We start from the raw sequence: 18830 nt of genomic DNA, 5'->3' as shown, positions 1-18830 counted from the left end.
AATCTTACAAATTTGAAAGACTCGCGTGATCGCTTTTGGGAAAGGCCAGCAGAATCCGGGTAAAGGCGCCTTCCTCTGACTCGGCCGTTATTTGGATTCCCAGTTTGCCGCATAATTTTTTGCATAGGTAGAGGCCGATGCCGGTGGACTTTTGGCCGCCCCGCCCATTGGTTCCAGTAAAGCCTTTCTCAAAGATGCGGCCGATTTCGCTTTCTGGGATGCCCATGCCGTCGTCTTCAAGGACAAGGAGCACACCGTTTTTTATATCTTTTCCAGTGATCCGGACTTTTCCGCCCTGGCCTTTTTTGTACTTTGCCGCATTGATGAGAATCTGGCCCAGAATAAACTGGAGCCATTTTTCATCGCAGAACACGCTGCCGCAGCTGCAGCTTGCTTCAATCATCATCCTGTTTGCAATGAGGTAAGCCTTATTCCTGGCAATCGTCTGATCGATCACAGCCTGCAGGTCGGTTTCCCTGATCAAATAGTCCTGATAAACAGAGTCGGATCTGGCGTAGAAGAGGGCGGATTCCACCAGATTGTCCATTCTCGAAAGCTCGGGCGCGATTTTCCGCGCCGCTTCCTTTGCCGCAGGATCGGTCTGGTTTCTGCAGATTAATTCTATGGCAGTAATGGGCAGTTTGACATCATGGATCCAGCTTTCAATGTATTCTTTGTATTCTCTCTGTTCGTCTTCCATCCTGCGGATGGCCTCGATGACCGCTTTGTTGGAGAGGCGGATCAGCTGGCGGTACTTCCGGTCTTCGCTGCGATAGGGTTTCCCCATGATCTCCCCCAGCAGATAAGGCTTATCCAATGCCTGCAGGGTATGCTCCAGATCTCGGAAATAGCGGTTTCTCCTCACATATCCCAGGGCAAAGAAAATGACCAGCGTCACAGCCCACCCTAAAATCAGAAGAACGGTCATGCTTGCGCTGACGCCTCCTGCCGTCAGATAAGCCGTGACAGCGATCATTGCGGCCAGATTCACAAGCAGCGTCCAAATTCGGTCTCTCATATATTCAAAAACGGTCATGCTTTCCACCTCTACAATTTGTACCCAAGTCCCCGCTTGGTTTCGATCAGATCCCGCACGCCGATATCGGCCAGTTTTCCCCGGAGCCTGGTCATGTTAACGCTCAATGTATTGTCATCGATAAACACCTGATTGTCCCACAGGTCTTCGATCAGGTCCATGCGGGAAACCACCTGGCCCGTATGCTGAAAAAGATAAACCAATATGCGGAATTCGTTTTTGGAAAGCTCGGCTTCCCGATCCTGGTATCTGGCGGTGCAGGCCAGCAGATCCAGGGTAACGCCCTTGTAAGTCAGCGAGGCTCCGTCCTGTGATTTTCCCGTCCGTTTGAGAACGGCCGCGATTCGAGCCAGCAGAATGGGCGCTTGATACGGCTTGCTGATATAATCGTCTCCCCCGGAAGTGATGCACTCCAGCTCGTCCATTGAAGTGTTTTGGCTGGTGACAAAGATCACCGGAACGTCTGAAAACTGGCGCAGCTCCCTACATACTCCCAGGCCGCTTTCATACGGCAGGTTGACATCCAAAAGCACCAGGTCCGGATTTTCCTTCTGAATCTGCTGGGGCAGGTCGGTGAATAGGGCTGTTTCTGCCGGCTCATAGGAAGCGTTTTTCAGCAGCAGGTAAAGCTCCCGCCGGATCGACGCATCGTCTTCAATAATCATAATTTTGTACATGGCTTTCTCCTGTTCTCCTTAAACAATACCACAAATCATGCCGGTATCAAACAGGAATTTGCCCGGCTGGTTTTTGCAAAAAATGACAACGGGATAAACAGATACAAAAAATGCTTTGTTTTGATTCTTGGGTATCTATTTATCCCGCTTTGCCGTGTTTTTTTGTTCCCCTTGACCTCGACAACACCAGAGGCTTATCGATATTTGATTCCGTTCCAGTAAAGGGGCTGGATCAGCTCCGCTCCCTGGGGCAGGTTCACGTCCCTCATCGCCCATTTGAGGAATTCTTCCGTTCCCGTCCGGTCGACGATATAGCCCACATGCTCCTTTCCTCCCGGCGCATTGGGGTCGATATATTTCTCCACATATTCGTAGGTATTGAGAATGATTTTGATGATGCTGTCCTCATCGGCCCACTTGATGAAATCGATGCCCAGCCGGGGATTCTTCTTTCCGCTCCGCCCCAGCAGGGTCAGACGATACCGCTTTTCCCCTTCTCTGGTCCAGGCCCTCGTGGGACAGGCCAGCACGCACTCCCCGCAGCCGATGCAGGTCCTTTCATCCCGCTCCACCTTATAGTTGCGGAAGGCCAGAGCCTCCACCGATTTCACCCGGCACTTTTTCACACAGGCCTGACAGCCCACACAGCGATCCTTTTCATAATGGGGCCGGCTCATGCCCATGATGCCGAAATCGTGCATCCTCACCTTGGCGCAGTCGTTGGGACAGCCGGTCAGGGCAATCTTAAAATGCAGATCGTTGGGGAAGATGGCCTTTTCGATCCGCTGGGCAAAGGCGGAAGTATCATAACAGGCATAAGGACACACCCGGTTGCCGATGCAGGCGGTCACATTTCGGGTGCCCGATGAAGGATAGCCTTTTCCCGGCGCCTCCTGATTGATATTCAGCCCTTCAATGATGGGCTGGAGACGCTGGTTCACCTCCGGCATATCCTCAAAGCGGATGCCCGGAATTTCAAAGCCCTGCCTGCTGGTAATGTGAACCGTACCATTGCCGAACGCATCTGCGATGCCCTGAATCATTGCCATGTATTCCGTCTTTAAATGGCCGCCTGGCACCCGGATTCGGGAAGCGGTGATCCCCCGCACCTTGGTAACGCGGAAGGCGTTCTTTTTTAAAGCTTTCGTATTAATATCCATGTCTTTCCTCCTTTAATCCACCAGCCGGATCCCCTTGGTAAAATTGAACACCGGACCGTCAAGACAGATATATGTATCATCCACCTTGCAATGCCCGCACTTACCGATGCCGCAGCACATTTTCCGCTCATGGGAAATCCAGATATTCTCCTCGCAAAATCCCCTCTTCAAAAGCGCACCAGCCGCGAATTTCATCATCACAGGAGGTCCCACGACTACGGCGGCGGCAGACGCAGCATCCCCAAGCCCCAGCCCGGGAATAAATTCGGTCACCAGCCCCACCTTGCAGTCTTTCGTCTCTTCTCCGCTGTCCACAGTGAGAATCACCTTCATGGATTTCCGCCATCTCTGCAAATCCTCCTTAAAGAGGATATCCGAAGCTGACTTGAAGCCGGCAATCAGGGTCATGGATTTCACTTCCTGGGGATGACGGGCAAAATAGTCGACAATGCCACGCACCGGAGAAAGACCGGTTCCCCCGGCAACCACAACCAATTCCTTGCCCTTATAAAGGTCCGCGTCAAAGCCGTTGCCGTAAGGCCCCCGCAGGAACAGCCGGTCGCCTTCATAATGTTCAAAGATTTCTTCTGTAACCCTGCCCACCCTGCGGATGGTCAGATCGATGGTCCCGTCCCCAATCCCGCTGACGGAGATGGGCGCTTCGCCGAACTTGGGAAGTGACACCTCAAAAAACTGCCCCGGCTTAACCTGGCCCTCATAAGCCATGCGAAAGGTGTACTCGATGTCCGTATGGCGGATCACTTCCTTAACCTCTGAGAAAAAAGGAACATATTCATTCTGCATCATTTGCTTCTACCTCCTTCTGCGCTTCCGCCAGTTTTCCGATGCATCCGGAAAAGGATATGTATTCGGGACAGATGCGGTCGCAGCGGCCGCAGCCCACACACATGTGATAGCCAAAGCGCTTCTTATAGTCGTAGATTTTGTGCAGCACCTTAAACCGCATCCGCTGGCCGTTCTTTTTCCGGTAAGAGCCGCCGCCCGCCACATCAGTAAACCCGTCCACCATGCAGGAGGCCGCCACTCTTCTCCGCTCTCCCGCCTTTCCGTTATCCGAATAAAAGATGTCCTGCATGGTAAAGCAGGTGCAGGTGGGGCAGGCGAAATTGCATCTGCCGCAGCCGACACATCTACCGTCGTATTCATCCCACATCCTGGCCTCCGCGATGTCCAGAGTCAAATGATCGGGCACAGCTGCCCTGACCTTTGTTTCCGTCACATGGGACGGGGTCACATCCGGCTTGCTCTGGCAAAGCTCCTGCAAGAGATCGTCCCACTCCTCCGTTCGGTTGTCCAGCAGATAGCCGTCTTTGTCAGGCTCCATGCTCAGATCATAAAAATCAGCCTCAGCCGTTTTCATATCCACGCAGAAACAATCGTCAAAGCAGTTCTTGCAGCCCATGAGCACAAATTTGACCTTATCCCGAATCCGTTTGTAATAGTAGTCCTCAAAGCCGTTTTTCAGATAGATTTCATCCAGCCGTTTTACAGCGTGAAGATCGCAGCTGCGCACAAAGATCAACGCGCCCTTCTTTCTACCGTCAGCCTCCTTGATCTGGTTTTCCGTAAAGAAAAATAAGGTTTCCGATAAGGGAAGCAGCACTTCTTTAAAGGAATAATCCGACTTTTCATCAAAGACGATCTCAGCTGCCTTGGAAACTTTTCCGTAGCGCACCGTATCCGTATCGGAGAACATGCCGTCATCTTTCATTTTGACAGGAGCATAAAGGTCGTACTCCGGAGCCAGCTCTTGAAAAAACCGGTCCGCCGCTTTTGCATTCAGATAATATCCCATGATCACGCCTCCTTCTTTCTGCTGATGCGGTAATAAGGCAGCGCCAGAACCACTGCTCCGGCAATCAGGTTACCCAAAGTGACCGTAAACAGATTGTAGAAATATCCGCCCCAGCTGACCGCCGCGTCCATCGGCGAAAGCATGGAAATGGTCAAAAGGGTCATGTTTGCGATGCTGTGCTCAAAGCCGGTGGTGATAAAGGCAAAGAGGCACCAGAAAATCATGATCAGTTTTCCGCTGTCGGACTTGCAGCGGAATCCGCACCATACGGCCAGACAAACCAGCGTATTGCACAAAATCCCCCGCAGCAAAAGCGGCAGAAAATCAATGCTCATCTTCGTTGCCGCCGAATCGGCGATAAACTGTCCGATTGGACCATCAGCCAAACCAGTTCCATAAAAGATCACCGCTAAAAGAATGGACCCGGCCCAATTGCCAATAAAGCAGACCACCCACAGCTTCACCGCCTGCCCCCAGCCGACCGTTTTCTCCAGGGCCCCGGCTGTCATAACAAAGTTATTTCCGGTGAAGAGCTCTGCGCCGGCGATCACCACCAAGCTGAGCGCAATGCCAAAGGACAGGCCCATAACGATCTTGGCATAGGGCGCGCCCTCCAGCATTCCGCCGATGCTGAAGATCAGCAGGATCCCAAATCCGATGTAGGCCCCGGCCAGCATGGACGCCAGAACGTATCCCAGCGGATTACTCTTGAGAAACTGAGCTTTGGCTTTGGCCGTCTTGGTAACAGCCGCGAATTCCTCCATAAACATAAAAAATCTCCTCCTTCGTTCTATTTGTGAGAATTATAACGAAGAAGGAGATAAGAAGCCGTGAGATTCATCACGGACTTTTAAAATAGTCCGATAATTTGTCGCAGTCAGGGATGATAAATCGATTCTTTTCCACCAGGACCAGGCCCTGGTCTGTAAGCATTTTCAGCTGTCTGGAAGCGGTTTCCCGTTTGGTCCCCAGCATATCCGCCAAATAAGTAATAGTCAGGTCCATTTGAAGCTTGGTCCCCTGGGGACACTCGGCTCCATAGTCTGCGGCCAGCTTCCACAGCTTGGCGGCTAACTTTTTATCGCCTCGGATGGAATTGGTCGTGTTCTTCATCTGCCGATACAGCCTGCGGATTTTCAAGGACATGGAATCCAGTACCGCCCGGTTGAGCCCGCGGTCCTCCTCCATGGCCAGCAGCATCTGCCTGACGGGAAAGGAAAGCACTTGCCCGGTCTTGAGAATTTCACAGCTCACGGAGGCGGGTAGGCCGTTGAGACTCTCTTCATTGAGCGTCTTTCCTTTTCCCAGGACGAAGATCACTTTCTTTTCTCCCTGGCTGTTGATTTTATAAAGGGCTGCCATTCCGCTGACCATCATATAAACCAGATCGACGTTCTGCCGATCGTGGAAAAGATGAGCGCCCTTTTCCGCGCTGCGGAGAACGCCGCAGCCCGCCAGAACCGCAAGAGAAGCGGGGCTGGCATCCTTTAAAAGCTCAGCCGCGCAAAGGGCCTGCTTGATATCCATAAACACTTTCCTTTCTTACCTATCCGGTAAAAGCGTCTACAGCTCTTTATATGGCGTAATGTCCCGAAGTTCGATCAGATACGCATCTTGGTTCTCCCAGCGGATCACCGTCGCTTCAGCAGCAATCCAGGCCTGAAGGTTTTGGCTGTAAAATTCTTTAATCTTACTCTGACTCTTTTCCGCCAGCTTAGCCGGACAATCATCACAGGCAGTTTCCTTGCCCAAGAAAACCTGATGGCATATGGCTCCTTTCTTTGCTTCGGAAGAAAGTCCCCTGGCTTTTTTGTTAATATAGAGAATTTCATAAGTCTTAGGATCGATGATGTAGAGCCATGTGTTCCAGCTGTCCATCAGCTGCTGTAATTCACCGGACCGGGCCAGAGCCTGCTGCTGAATCCTTTCTTTCAGAAGAAATGTGGATAACAGCTCAGCGATAAAGGAGAGAATATCAATCTGATCGCTGGTCCAAAATCGCTGATTGGCGCAATGGGAAAATCCAACCCATCCGCCAAAGGAACCGTTTACCCGGACCGCACATTGGAGCACAGATTTGATCCCCACATCTTTCATCATTGTCCTTATATTGGGCGGAAACTGTGTTAAATCACTGGCATACAGCACGCCCCGGTCGTTATAGTGGTCAAAGTAATCGCTGCCCAGCTCCTTAAAAGGACGATTTTGAAGAGTTGATTTCAGCGGAAGGATACCCTCATTGCACCATTCAAAGGTATTATGATAGAACTTCCTGTCATCGGACACCTCGAATACACTTACCCGATCCACGTCTAAACGCAGGCCTACCATTTCCAAAAGCTTTGAAACTGCCGTATCCATATCGCCATTTTCACTGAGAATGTGAAAAGCGGCGGGTACCAGCTCACCTACGGCCGCCTCATCGCTGCCATCAGAATCAATATTAGTACCTACAATTTCCGCACGGACTTCAGGCGCACAGAAAGCCATGCCGTCTAAAGACATGTCATAAAAACAAAACTGCTTTTTCCCGGATGCTTTTGCACGGTACAAAGCAATATCAGCTTTCTGAAACAAGGTCTTATAGTCCATTCCATCATCTGGGGAAACTGCGATCCCTATACTACAGGAGATACGGCAGTCCTGAGGAAGGTTTTCAAAGGTCTGGTGAAAACGCTTAATAATACGCTCGGCGATGGCCTCGATACGTCTTTTGCTCAGCTCTCCCTGAAGAAGCGCCATAAATTCGTCGCCGCCAATTCGGGACAGAACATCCTCGCTGCGGAAGATTTTCGTAAGCTGCTCTGCAATTTTTTTCAGCACCGCATCCCCGAACATATGACCGTACCGGTCGTTGACAAGCTTGAAGTTATCCAGGTCAATCACGAAAAGGGCGCAGGCGGTATCTGAATCGACCAGCGTCAATCTCTGCTCGATCCTTTTACGGGCACAGTCCCGATTATAAAGCTTCGTCAGAATATCCCGTTCCGCTCTGGCCTGCAATTCTTGTGTGGCTTGTTTTTCGGCGTCAATATCCCCGATCAGCCCGATCACTTTGCAAGGAACCCCTTTGCTGTCAAATTGCGTTGTGGCGCGGATTTTGCTCCAACGATAGCGGCCCTTGGCATCCGAAACACGGAATTCTATTTCGTTATACCGTTTTCCTGCTTTCATCTCCCGAATATATTCATCAAAAGGCTTCATATCGTCTGGATGAAGATGGGAGACCCGGACGATCCGTTCCGACGCATGCTCCATGATCGGCTCATAGCCGAATTTTTCTTTCCAATTGGAAGAAAAATCAACATGATCCGAAGCAATGTCCCATTCGAAGATGATATCATTGGTCTGCTCCAAAATGATCTTGTACCGTTCCAGACTCATCTGCAGTTGTTCTTCGGTATTTTTGGTTTTGGCAATATCAATCGGTACTCCGAACAGAACTTCCCTGCCCTGCCTATCAATCAGCAGACGTCCCTTGCTCAACAGCCAAACGATCTTTCCCTGTGCGTTGATGGCCCGATATTCAACTTCATATTCCGAACCTTGGTTTAACTGCAGAGCCAGCTGCCTGATCACATGATTCCGATCTTCGGGATGAATCAAATTAATATACCGATTATCAAACCGTTCTTCAATTTCCTGATGGCTGTAGCCGAGAAAAGAATCTTCTATATGTTCAATCGTCAGCCATTTATCGTTGCGCATTTGTCTGATACCATGAAAAATGCTGCGGAACACATGGCTATCGATAATCGCATCCTGTTTCTCTAAGGAATCGTCGCCTTCAATTTTTTTCCATATCATCAGACCTTTTTTCTGCTGCGGATGTTCCGTATCCAGTCTGACGATGGTCATTTCTATTTTTTCCCATTCACTGCCGGCATTCTCCTTAATTCGATGCATCCAGGTCTGGCGAAATCTTCCTTCCTCAAAAAATTCGGCCAGCCCATGTTCCCAGATCCAGCGAACCTGTTCCTGATCCGCAGGGTGGAGGGTTTCTTTCATATAGTCTTGGGCAACGGCGTCAATGTTCTCACCTTTTAAAAGAGAGTGGCCGTTGAGCCCATAGGAATAAACTAGCTGCCAACTGCCAGCCGCCAGGTCGATCTCTGCCACCGTCGCATCCACAAACCTCAGCATTGCCTGATATTTCATTCGTTCCTTCTCAAAAGCACTGATATTTTCCTGGCGGAACACATCCGCCGGCCTGTTCTCCCGGGCCGTCTCCTCTTCCAACAGTTTGCCGTCCGCATACCGCTTGACCAGTACGGCCATTTGTTGCTTTACACGTTCAAAACATTTTAGCAGACTCGACGAAAACGCTCCGCACTCACCGCCAAGAATCATGTCCACTGCCTGTTCATGAGGAATCGCTTTTTTATAAATCCGATCTGAAGTGAGCGCATCATAAGCATCGGCAATTCCTGTCACCTGGGCGCAAATAGGAATAGCATCACCGGCAAGTCCATCCGGGTAACCGTTTCCGTCCCACCGTTCATGGTGGTGCCGACAGATATTATAAGCATAGCGCAAATATTCTTTATTATCCATACGCGCCAAGCTCGCCAGTATTTCACAGCCCTTAACAGAGTGTGTCTTCATGATCTCAAATTCTTCAGCAGTCAGCTTTCCGGGCTTATTGAGAATATTATCCGGTATGGCGATTTTGCCAATATCATGCATAGCGGAAGCGGAGGCAATGGCATTGATCTTATGTTCATTGAGGCCATATTCCGGGCAAGTTTGCTTCACTTCTTCCAAAAGTACTTTTGTCAGCATACGGATTCGTTTGATATGCTGACCGGATTCCAGACTACGGTATTCGATGACCGATGAAAGTGCATCGATCAGCACATCGTTGGATTCTCGCAGTTTGACCGCTTGTTCATCTACCAGATTTTCAAGATTATGTCTGTGAAGATACAACTCAATAATATTATCAACTCTGCGCTTAACAACATGGGGCTCAAAAGGCTTGGCGATGATATCGGAAGCCCCCAGGTCAAAAGCCCGCAATTCTCCTTCCAGTGAGTCATCCGCCGTAATTACGATTACCGGCACCTCGGAGAGCATACCGTTTCCGTTCATTTCTTCCAGAACCTGATACCCGTTTTTCTCTGGCATGACAACATCGAGGAGCATAATCGCGATACTGCTGTGATATTGCTCCAGCAGGAATAAAGCCTGCTCGCCGTTTTCCGCTTCCAGCAAGTGGTATTCATCTTTGAACAAGCCGCATAAAATTGTACGGTTGATTTCCATATCGTCAACAATTAGTATCGTATCCCGATGCATGACTCTGTATTCCTTCCCAATTTATAAAAGCTCTACTGCAAATCACCGGCCTTCATTCATCCGCCTTTTCGTCCGCCAGCACCGCACAGACAGCATTGTAAGCATCCGCAAGCTCCGGATATGCCGTTTTTGCTTCCTCCGTTTTCTCTGCACGAATTTGACTGACTATTCGGGCGCATGCATCTGCCAGCCGATTCATTCCCAAATTAGCAGAAACGCCCTTTAAGGTATGCGCCGCCTTTAATGCAGTTTCGAAATCATCTTGCTCGAGCGCCGGGCCGATCTCAGAAAAACTTTGATCATCTAAAAATTTGATCAATACTTTTTCATACAACATCGTATTTCCGCCCAGCCGCCTAAGTGCAGCCTCTGTATCCACTCCGGCTTTTCCAAGTGCCAATGCCGTTTTCATTTCCATATGCTTTGTCTCCTTTTCTTCTTATTCAGCGCCATATAGGCTGCTGTACACAATATTATTACGCATCCTCATCTTCGCCTTCTTCTACAATCTGCCGTATCAATTCCTGTTTATTAAATTCGGCCCGTTCCAGCCCCCAGAAAAAAATAGTAATATCTTTATCCTTCAGACATTCAGTAACGGTCTTAATATATTCGCGCCGATTGTAGCCCAGCGCCACCGGATAAAAACCTCTCTCTTCCAGGTAATAGTTCATGGCCATCCGGGCCATGGCTTCACTGTATCGTTCGAAGGGATAAATTTCCATAATGCCGCAGTGGATTCGAGCTGCGCTTCTTATTTCATTTGCACCTGTCTTATACGCGGCTTGGAACAGTTTATTAATCCGCTCCTCCACCTCAGAATGATGGGGCGGCACATGTTTGAAATCCACCACAGTGGGCGTACTCTTCCGGAAACCGGCGCTGCTGCCTGTCAGCGTGCTATGCAGTTTTAAGAGCAGCCGCTTGTCCAGACTGTTTTTTAATGCCAGTGAATTCCGGATCAACTCCAATACGTTCATGTAATTTTTGATGTATACGCATTCCTTCAGCGAGGCGGTTTTGGGTATTACGCCTTCCATCATCCCCTCAGCTTCCTGCCGCGTAAGGTCGGTACCGTCCAGAGCCAGGCCTCCGTATATGTAATCCAGCTCGTTCAGCCGTTTAATCTTTAAATTGGTTTCGTTTTTAAATGGCCTGCGAAGGCTCAGATCGATCTTTTGTTTCAATAATTGCTGGTACATGCGGTCCTCCTTTATTTCCTACCTAAGTTTATCACATAACTTTGATTTATGGTATAATAATAATGATAATAAACCAACCATTTAGGTCGGCGCTGCTTTTTAGTAGCGTTTCTGAAACGATTAAAAGCAATGGCACTGATGCCATAATTGAGCGGAGGACGGAAATGTATACGCTGCCGGATTATTTTTATGATATCAATTTATTTTCTACAGCGCTGCGGCTGGTTTTGGCAGTGGTCTTTGGCGGAATCATCGGTCTGGAGCGGGGCGCCAACCGCCATCCGGCCGGATTTCGTACACACATCCTGGTATGTGTAGGCGCAACGCTGGCGATGCTCACCAATGAATATATTTGTCAGATCTACGGCACTGGCGATCCGGCCCGTCTGGGGGCGCAGGTCATAACTGGAGTCGGTTTTCTCGGCGTGGGAACGATTCTGGTCACCGGCCGTCATAAGATCAAAGGTTTGACTACAGCCGCAGGATTATGGGCTTCAGCTTGTCTGGGCCTGGCTCTTGGTATTGGCTTTTATTCAGGCGCCGTCATTGCAGCCGTTGTTATTTTCATCAGCCTCTCTTTGCTTCCCAAAGTCGAAAATCATTTTTATCGAAGATCCCGCGCCATTGATCTTTACATTGAAGTAGATTCTGTCGAGCATTTTCGTTCGTTCATCCAGCATGTACGCACGGTGGACGCGGCCTTTTACGAAACCCATCTGAGCCAGGATAATCCTGTCACCGAAGGGGGCATTGCCTTTCATCTATCCATGATTTTGCCTAAAAACATGGATCACAGTCAAGCCATCGATGAATTCAGCCATCTGGAGGGCGTTTATCTGGTGGAAGAAATTTGATGAATAACATTTTGTGATCGGGTTATTGTATGTATATAGAAATACAAGGAAAAGGAGACCGATCATGGACAGAAATGACTTAGTTTGTATCTGCAAATCCGTATCCTATGGAAAAATCGAAGATGCCATTGACAATGGTGCGCAGACCTATGAGGATATTTTGGAAGAAACGGAAGCTGGTTCTGTTTGCGGCGGCTGTATTGAAAGGATTGAAGAGATCCTGGACAGACTGGTCGTAAAGTAGAAAGCCGTACAGGCGAGGCCTGAAACACAAAAAGAGGTTGAGCACGTAGGATCATTGCCTTCGTGCATCAGCCTCTTTTCTTTTTTATTGTTTTAAAAAACCGAGCTTTCCTCTGGCTCCAGCGTATTTGAACATTTCGATTTCGCCGTATTCGCCGCTTGCGGGATGCAGACGCATCTTGGCCTTGATGTCTTCATAGGGCATGGTTGGCATAAAGACGATTTCATAGTCATGCTGAAAGGTCAGCTGTACGAAATCCAGAACCTCATCATCACTAAATCCCTTTTCCAGCGAAACCTGCAGCCTCACTTTCAATTGATGACCAACCGCACTATTGATTCCATCGACAACGTTTGCCAAATCTTTGCCGTCATTGCTGCTTTTGTAGCGGGTATAACGCATGGTATTTACCTTAATGATCACACCTGCCAGACCTGCTTTTTTCAGCTTTTCCGCCATGGATTCCAGCTTTTGTCCGTCCGTTTCTATGTAGATTTCCTCTGCCTGCAGCTTTTTTACGATATCCACAATCCCCACGCGGTTCAGGGGCTCCTCGCCGGCGAGAATCACCTGCTTTTGCCCTTGTCCCATTTGCAGAATTTCTTCCTTGGACGGCTGACCGTTTTCCTTCAGTTCAATTTTCATCTTTACCTCCTCTAACTCAGACAAAACAATTTTACTCTATCCTCCGGATCTAGTCAACTGGTTCATCTTATGTTACAATCCCTTTATTGGAGGTTACCATATGAAAATCTTTGTAATTAGCGATACCCATGGAAAGACATCCAAGGTCACCCAGGTCTGGAGCAAGCTGACCGATGTGGATCTGGTCGTTCATTTGGGAGATTATATTGAAGATGCCAAACGTCTAGAAAAGGAGCTGGAGACGGAAGTTGTCTTTGTCAAGGGAAATATGGACGGCTCCTACAGTTCGGAAGACTACCGAATCCTTGAAACGGAATATGGAAAGCTTCTTCTGACCCACGGACACATGGATCACGTGAAAATATCTCCGCTGAATCTGGTCTATCGGGCCCAGGAGCTCGATTGCAAGGCGGTGCTCTTCGGCCACACCCACAGGCCAGCATACGAAGAAGCAAACGGAATTCACCTGGTCAATCCCGGCAGCCTTTCCATGCCCAGGGACGGCAGCGATGGTTCTTACGCCATTATCCATACCTCTCCAAAAGAATTTCACTGCGCTATTGTCTATTATTCCAGACTCATTCCAAAGAAGAAGCCTCCCGCAAGCGGGCGGCTGCGGGATATGCTCAATAACAGCGATCGGTTTTAAACGGCAGACAACGAAAAAATTTTATGGAGGAATTAAATCATGCCAGAATTGCCAGAAGTAGAAACGGTACGTCGCGTCATCGAGCCTCAAATAAAAGGGCGAAAAATTGTCAGCATCGAGATCGGCAATCAGCAAGTGATCGGCTATCCCGATGCCAAGGCATTCTGTACCAGCGTTTGCGGACAAACTGTGGCCGGGATGAGCCGCCGCGGGAAATTTTTATGCATTTTTTTTGAAAAGAATGACCGCATGGTTTTGCATTTGCGTATGACCGGCTGTCTCCTCGTCACCCCGCCTGACTATGAAAAAGCAAAGCATACCCATGCAGTCTTTGACCTGGATGACGGCAGTCAGCTCCGTTACATCGATCCCCGCCGTTTCGGCCGCCTTTGGTTCTTAAAGTGGGATGAAGAGGATACGATTACAGGAATCCATCGGCTGGGACCGGAGCCCTTTGATGCCGGGTTAACGGGTGAATATCTGCAAATTCGATTTTCAACCAGAAAAAAAACGATTAAAGAGTGTCTGCTTGACCAAAGCCTATTGGCAGGAATCGGCAATATCTATGCCGATGAAATTCTCTTTGCGTCCGGCATTTTCCCCGGCCGTACAGCCAAGAGCCTGACAGCCCAGGAATGCGGCCGGCTTGCCGATCATATTCCCCGAATACTGACAGATTTCATCGAGAAAAATGACATTTCCGCAGAAGATTACTTATCCGCAAGAGGGATGGAATATCGCAACGCGCCGTATCTGCAGGTGTATGGCCGTCAAAAGGAACCTTGTCCGATCTGCGGCCGCCCCCTTGAAAAGATGGTGCTGGCTGGCAGGTCCAGTGTCTTTTGTCCCAGCTGCCAAAAAAAAGAACCGCAGCTATAGCTGCGGCGAATAGATCAGCCGAACGCCAAGGGGCTGCCGCATGCAGCCGCCCGGCGTCTGGGATTACACGAATTTTAGTCAGAATTACATCACTTTATAATCCAGCTCTACACCTTTTTGTTTCAGATTGATGGCAATCAGAAATGCCGCAGCTGTGTCCAGACAGGTCAGCACCGGCAGCCCCCGCTCGATTGCTTTGCGCCTGATGGGGAAAGTGTCGCTTTCCGGCCGGTTGGCGACTTTCGGTGTATTGATGACCATTTTAATCTCTTCACCGATCATCTCTTTTGCCTGTTCATAGGAAATCACTTCTGCCCCAATGCCGGCTTCTTTCATAAAGGTGCCCGTACCCTCAGAAGCATACAGCTTGAATCCAGCCTGCTCGTACCGTTTGAGGGTTTTCGCAGTTGCCGCGTTTTTATCCGGATCTCTCAATGTGACGAAAATATTGCCCTCTGTGGGGATTTTCATATTGGCGGCCAAGAAACCCTTGTAGATCGCCTTGCTCAAATCCGCATCCATTCCCAGCACCTCACCCGTTGATTTCATTTCTGGTCCAAGAGCCATATCCATGTTGGTCAGTTTGGCATTGGAGAATACCGGAACCTTGACCGCGTAGTAGTCCGCCCGTTTATAGAGGCCGGTTCCATATTCCGAATCCTTCAGCTTATGGCCCAGCATGGCAGCCACGGCCAGTTTAACCATCGGCACCTTCGTTACCTTGCTCAAAATCGGCACAGTTCTCGATGCTCTCGGATTCACTTCGATCACGTAGATTTTTTGGCCGTCGTACGCATACTGAATATTCACCAGACCGACCACATTGAGGGCTTTTGTGATCCGCTTGGTGTAGTCGATCAGCGTATCCTCCACTTCTTTGGAAAGGGTGAAATGGGGGTAAACGGAGATACTATCTCCCGAATGGACGCCGGTCCGTTCAATGTGCTCCATGATGCCCGGGATGAGTACATCCTCTCCGTCAGCAATGGCGTCGACCTCGATTTCTTTTCCCTGAACATATTTATCAATGAGAACAGGGTGCTCGGTGGAGATCGAAACAGCTTCCTTCAGATACCGCTTCAGCTCCACATCGCTGTATACGACCTGCATAGCTCTGCCGCCGATGACATAGGACGGCCGTACAACCAGCGGGTAGCCCAGCTTTTCAACTGCAGCGAATGCTTCCTCTGCAGTAGTTACTGCCAGTCCCTGGGGAACAGCGATACCCAGCTCATCCAGCAGATCGCAGAACTTTTCCCGATCCTCTGCCAGGTCGATATATTTATAGGGCGTTCCCAAAATGTTGATGCTCCGGCTGTTGAGCTTTTCCGCCAGATTCAGCGATGTCTGACCGCCGAATTGGAGGATGACACCGTAGGGGCGTTCCTTTTTAATCACGTTCATAACGTTATCAATATGAAGAGACTCAAAATACAGCTTATCAGAAGTATCAAAGTCAGTGCTTACCGTCTCCGGGTTATTATTCATAATAATTGCTTCATAGCCCAGATCCTTGATGGCCCATACGCCTTGCACACAGCAGTAGTCGAATTCGATCCCCTGGCCGATCCGAATCGGTCCCGAACCGATGACCAGAATTTTTTCTTCATCGCTGACCTCCACCTCATCTTCCGCATCGTAGCAGGAGTAATAATAAGGGGTGGCTGCATCGAACTCGCCGCCGCAGGTATCGACCATTTTATAGACCGGGAAGATATCGTTATAAATACGGATGTCCTGCAGGACTTCCCTGGGCACGCCGGAAAGGCCGAGGATTTCGCTGTCCGTAAAACCTCTGGACTCCGCTTCGTAGAGCAGTTCCTTTGTAAGTGGCTGGGTTTTGAGCGTCCTTTCCAAGTCAATGATCCCTTTAATCTTGTTGAGGAACCAGCGGTCGATGCGCAAAAGCTGATAGAGCCCTTCCACATCGATCAGCTCTCTTCTGAGGGCCTCCGCGATGCAGAAAATTCGTTCATCGTCACAGGCGGCCAGCTTTTCCATCAGCTTTTCGTCGTCCAGATTGGTGACGAAGGGGATGCGCAGTCCGTCGCATTTGATTTCCACCGAAGTAAGGGCTTTCAGAAGGGCACTTTCAAAGGTTCTGCAAATGGACATGACTTCCCCGGTGGCCTTCATCTGGGTTCCCAGCTTTCTGGAAGCGGTGCGGAACTTGTCAAAGGGCCATTTGGGGAATTTGACCACGCAGTAGTCCAACACCGGTTCAAAGCAGGCGCTGGTTTCATGGGTAACGTAGTTTTTCAGTTCGTCCAGATTATAGCCCAGGGCAATCTTGGCCGCGATCTTGGCGATGGGGTAGCCCGCCGCTTTGGATGCCAGAGCCGAAGAACGGCTTACCCTTGGGTTTACTTCAATTACAATGTACTCTCCATTATCCGGGTTGAGCGCGAACTGAACGTTGCAGCCGCCCTCGATTTCCAGGCTGCGGATGATTTTTACTGAGGAATCCCTCAGCATCTGGTATTCTTCATCACGCAGCGTCTGTGTCGGCGCCACGACAATGCTGTCTCCTGTATGTACGCCCACTGGGTCCAGGTTTTCCATGCTGCAGATGATGATGCAGTTATCTCTGCTGTCGCGGATAACCTCATATTCAATTTCTTTCCACCCGGCTACTGATTTTTCCAGCAGGATCTGGCCGATGGCGCTGTTTTCCATTCCCCGCTGACAGAGGAGCTTTAACTCGTCGTCATTGGTTGCCACGCCGCCGCCGGTCCCTCCCAGCGTGTAGGCCGGGCGGATAATCACCGGGTATCCGATTTTCTCTACGAATTGATAGCACTCCTCCATACTGGTAGCTATGATGCTCGGCGGGATAGGCTCGCCGATTTCCTGCATGAGTTTTTTGAATTCTTCTCTGTCTTCAGCCTTTTCAATGCTTTCCCGATTGACCCCCAAAAGCTTCACCCCGTATTTTTCCAGGATGCCGTGTTCTTCCAGAGCCATCGCCAGATTTAGCCCCGTCTGTCCGCCGAATCCGGCCAGAATTCCATCGGGCCGCTCTTTTTCCAGGATTTTGTCAAGAGCCTCCTCGGTCAGGGGCTCCATATATACTTTGTCGGCGATGCCTTTATCGGTCATGATGGTCGCCGGATTGCTGTTGACCAAAATGGTCTCGATCCCTTCTTCTCTGATCGCTTTGCATGCCTGTGTGCCGGCATAGTCGAATTCCGCCGCCTGGCCGATGATGATAGGACCCGAACCAATGATGAGTAATTTATTTAAAGAAGCTTTTCTAGGCATGTTCCTTACCACCTTTCATCAGAGTTACAAATTTGTCGAAGAGATAAGCGCTGTCATTGGGCCCGGGTGATGCTTCCGGGTGAAACTGCACGGAAAAAACGGGAAGATCTCTGTGTTCCATCCCTTCTACCGTTCCGTCGTTCAGGTTCAAATGGGTTACTTCCAGGCCGTTGAGCATGATGCTTTCCATCTTTACCGCATAGCCGTGGTTCTGGGAGGTTATGTAAGAGCGTTTCGTATCTTTATCGTAGACACCGTGGTTGCCGCCCCTGTGGCCGTATTTGAGTTTGTAGGTCTTTCCTCCTGCGGCCAAAGCCAGAATCTGATGCCCCATACAAATTCCGAAAACAGGTACCCCTGCATCTCTCAGCAAAATCGCCGTTTCCTGGACTGCTTCTGCTGCTTCCTCCGGGTCCCCGGGACCATTGGTTAAAAAGATGCCGTCAGGCTGATATTCGAGAATTTCCGCCGCCGGCGTTCCGTAAGGAAACATTTCCAGCTGGCAGCCCCGCTTCATGAGTGCTTTAAGTATACTCAATTTAACTCCGAAGTCCAGAACTGCCACCTTATATTGACCGCCCTGCCCCAGGGTGATCCGCTCTGTCGTTGAAACACTTTTCATCCAGTCCCCTCTCAGGGAGTTGGTCTCGCATAGATGTTTTGCCTCTTCAATGGAGATTCCCTGGTTGCTGATCACGCATTTTACAGTACCCTCGGTACGAATTTTTTTGGTGATCTTTCTCGTATCCACACCCCAGATCCCCGGTGTTTTATGTTCCACAAGCCATTCATCCAGGCTTTCAATGCTGTTGCTGTTGGACGGCTGCCTGCACAGGTCTTTGATTACAAGACCGAATGCGTGAATACCGCCGGATTCGTTATCAATCTTGCTGATGCCATAATTGCCGATCAGCGGATAGGTCATTGTAATGACCTGTCCTTTATAGGACGGGTCGGTCAAAATCTTTTGATAACCCGTCATAGAGGTATTGAATACCAGTTCCCCCACTGCAGTGCCCTTGAATCCGAAACCATGTCCTTTATAAACGGATCCGTCCTCCAGATACAGCAGGCCCTCCATTTTTTCTTTTTTGTTGTCCATTGTCTTC

17 protein-coding genes are annotated in these 18830 nt (G+C 49.6%); 4 read left to right on the top strand and 13 right to left on the bottom strand.

From position 1 onward, the window contains the following. Positions 1–4: 4 nt before the first annotated feature. The 10 genes from NIA71_RS00560 to NIA71_RS00515 all read right to left on the bottom strand — a co-directional run bounded on the left by NIA71_RS00560 (position 5) and on the right by NIA71_RS00515 (position 11189). The gene (locus tag NIA71_RS00560; RefSeq protein ID WP_148396703.1) at positions 5–1036 is read right to left on the bottom strand and encodes a sensor histidine kinase; all 1032 of its coding nucleotides are present in this window, start codon (positions 1034–1036) and stop codon (positions 5–7) included. Between the two features lie 11 nt (positions 1037–1047). Further along, positions 1048–1713, bottom strand: coding sequence for a response regulator transcription factor (locus NIA71_RS00555; protein ID WP_148396704.1), 666 nt, complete (start codon positions 1711–1713; stop codon positions 1048–1050). 194 nt (positions 1714–1907) lie between these two features. After that, on the bottom strand, positions 1908–2873 hold the full coding sequence (gene asrC, locus NIA71_RS00550) for a sulfite reductase subunit C (protein WP_148396705.1): 966 nt from the start codon (positions 2871–2873) through the stop codon (positions 1908–1910). A gap of 12 nt (positions 2874–2885) precedes the next feature. After that, the gene (gene asrB / locus NIA71_RS00545) at positions 2886–3677 is read right to left on the bottom strand and encodes an anaerobic sulfite reductase subunit AsrB (RefSeq protein WP_367177909.1); all 792 of its coding nucleotides are present in this window, start codon (positions 3675–3677) and stop codon (positions 2886–2888) included. Then, positions 3667–4689: an anaerobic sulfite reductase subunit AsrA gene (asrA, locus tag NIA71_RS00540; protein ID WP_148396707.1), complete on the bottom strand. Its 1023-nt coding sequence runs from the start codon at positions 4687–4689 to the stop codon at positions 3667–3669. Before asrA ends, asrB begins: the two co-directional genes overlap by 11 nt. Before the next feature lie 2 nt (positions 4690–4691). After that, the gene (locus NIA71_RS00535) at positions 4692–5459 is read right to left on the bottom strand and encodes a formate/nitrite transporter family protein (RefSeq protein ID WP_148396708.1); all 768 of its coding nucleotides are present in this window, start codon (positions 5457–5459) and stop codon (positions 4692–4694) included. 70 nt (positions 5460–5529) lie between these two features. Then, positions 5530–6216, bottom strand: a complete 687-nt coding sequence (locus tag NIA71_RS00530) for a Crp/Fnr family transcriptional regulator (protein WP_148396709.1) — start codon at positions 6214–6216, stop codon at positions 5530–5532. Positions 6217–6252: 36 nt separating this feature from the next. Further along, positions 6253–9987: a diguanylate cyclase domain-containing protein gene (locus NIA71_RS00525; RefSeq protein WP_148396710.1), complete on the bottom strand. Its 3735-nt coding sequence runs from the start codon at positions 9985–9987 to the stop codon at positions 6253–6255. A gap of 52 nt (positions 9988–10039) precedes the next feature. Continuing rightward, positions 10040–10405, bottom strand: a complete 366-nt coding sequence (locus NIA71_RS00520) for an Hpt domain-containing protein (RefSeq protein WP_148396711.1) — start codon at positions 10403–10405, stop codon at positions 10040–10042. Positions 10406–10463: 58 nt separating this feature from the next. Next, positions 10464–11189 carry a Fic family protein gene (locus NIA71_RS00515; RefSeq protein ID WP_148396712.1) on the bottom strand — a complete coding sequence of 242 codons (726 nt, stop codon included), beginning with the start codon at positions 11187–11189 and terminating at the stop codon, positions 10464–10466. Between the two features lie 164 nt (positions 11190–11353). On the opposite strand from NIA71_RS00515, the gene NIA71_RS00510 reads away from it, so the two are divergent. Both NIA71_RS00510 and NIA71_RS00505 read left to right on the top strand, forming a co-directional pair. After that, complete coding sequence (locus tag NIA71_RS00510; protein WP_227754855.1) at positions 11354–12043, top strand: MgtC/SapB family protein; 690 nt, start codon at positions 11354–11356, stop codon at positions 12041–12043. Between the two features lie 64 nt (positions 12044–12107). Next, positions 12108–12287, top strand: coding sequence for a (2Fe-2S)-binding protein (locus NIA71_RS00505; protein WP_148396714.1), 180 nt, complete (start codon positions 12108–12110; stop codon positions 12285–12287). Positions 12288–12371: 84 nt separating this feature from the next. On the opposite strand, the gene NIA71_RS00500 is transcribed toward NIA71_RS00505, so the two are convergent. After that, positions 12372–12932: a radical SAM protein gene (locus NIA71_RS00500; protein WP_148396715.1), complete on the bottom strand. Its 561-nt coding sequence runs from the start codon at positions 12930–12932 to the stop codon at positions 12372–12374. 100 nt (positions 12933–13032) lie between these two features. Between NIA71_RS00500 and NIA71_RS00495 the strand changes: the two genes are divergently transcribed. Further along, positions 13033–13581 (top strand): YfcE family phosphodiesterase, encoded by a 549-nt coding sequence (locus tag NIA71_RS00495; RefSeq protein ID WP_253019360.1) that lies wholly within the window; start codon positions 13033–13035, stop codon positions 13579–13581. A gap of 39 nt (positions 13582–13620) precedes the next feature. Continuing rightward, a complete protein-coding gene (gene mutM / locus NIA71_RS00490; protein ID WP_253019359.1) occupies positions 13621–14460 on the top strand; it encodes a bifunctional DNA-formamidopyrimidine glycosylase/DNA-(apurinic or apyrimidinic site) lyase in 840 nt (279 codons plus the stop codon). A gap of 84 nt (positions 14461–14544) precedes the next feature. Here the strand turns inward: mutM and carB are convergent, their stop codons facing one another. Both carB and carA read right to left on the bottom strand, forming a co-directional pair. After that, positions 14545–17721 (bottom strand): carbamoyl-phosphate synthase (glutamine-hydrolyzing) large subunit, encoded by a 3177-nt coding sequence (gene carB, locus NIA71_RS00485; RefSeq protein WP_148396718.1) that lies wholly within the window; start codon positions 17719–17721, stop codon positions 14545–14547. After that, positions 17714–18802, bottom strand: coding sequence for a glutamine-hydrolyzing carbamoyl-phosphate synthase small subunit (carA, locus tag NIA71_RS00480; RefSeq protein WP_148396792.1), 1089 nt, complete (start codon positions 18800–18802; stop codon positions 17714–17716). Before carA ends, carB begins: the two co-directional genes overlap by 8 nt. Positions 18803–18830: the final 28 nt, after the last annotated feature.

The sequence above is a fragment of the Ihubacter massiliensis genome, assembly GCF_024125305.1.
In the GTDB taxonomy this organism is placed as follows: Bacteria; Bacillota; Clostridia; order Peptostreptococcales; family Anaerovoracaceae; genus Hominibacterium; species Hominibacterium faecale.
The sequence above is the reverse complement of the archived record's forward strand: the minus strand, read 5'-3'. Positions and strand labels throughout refer to the sequence as shown.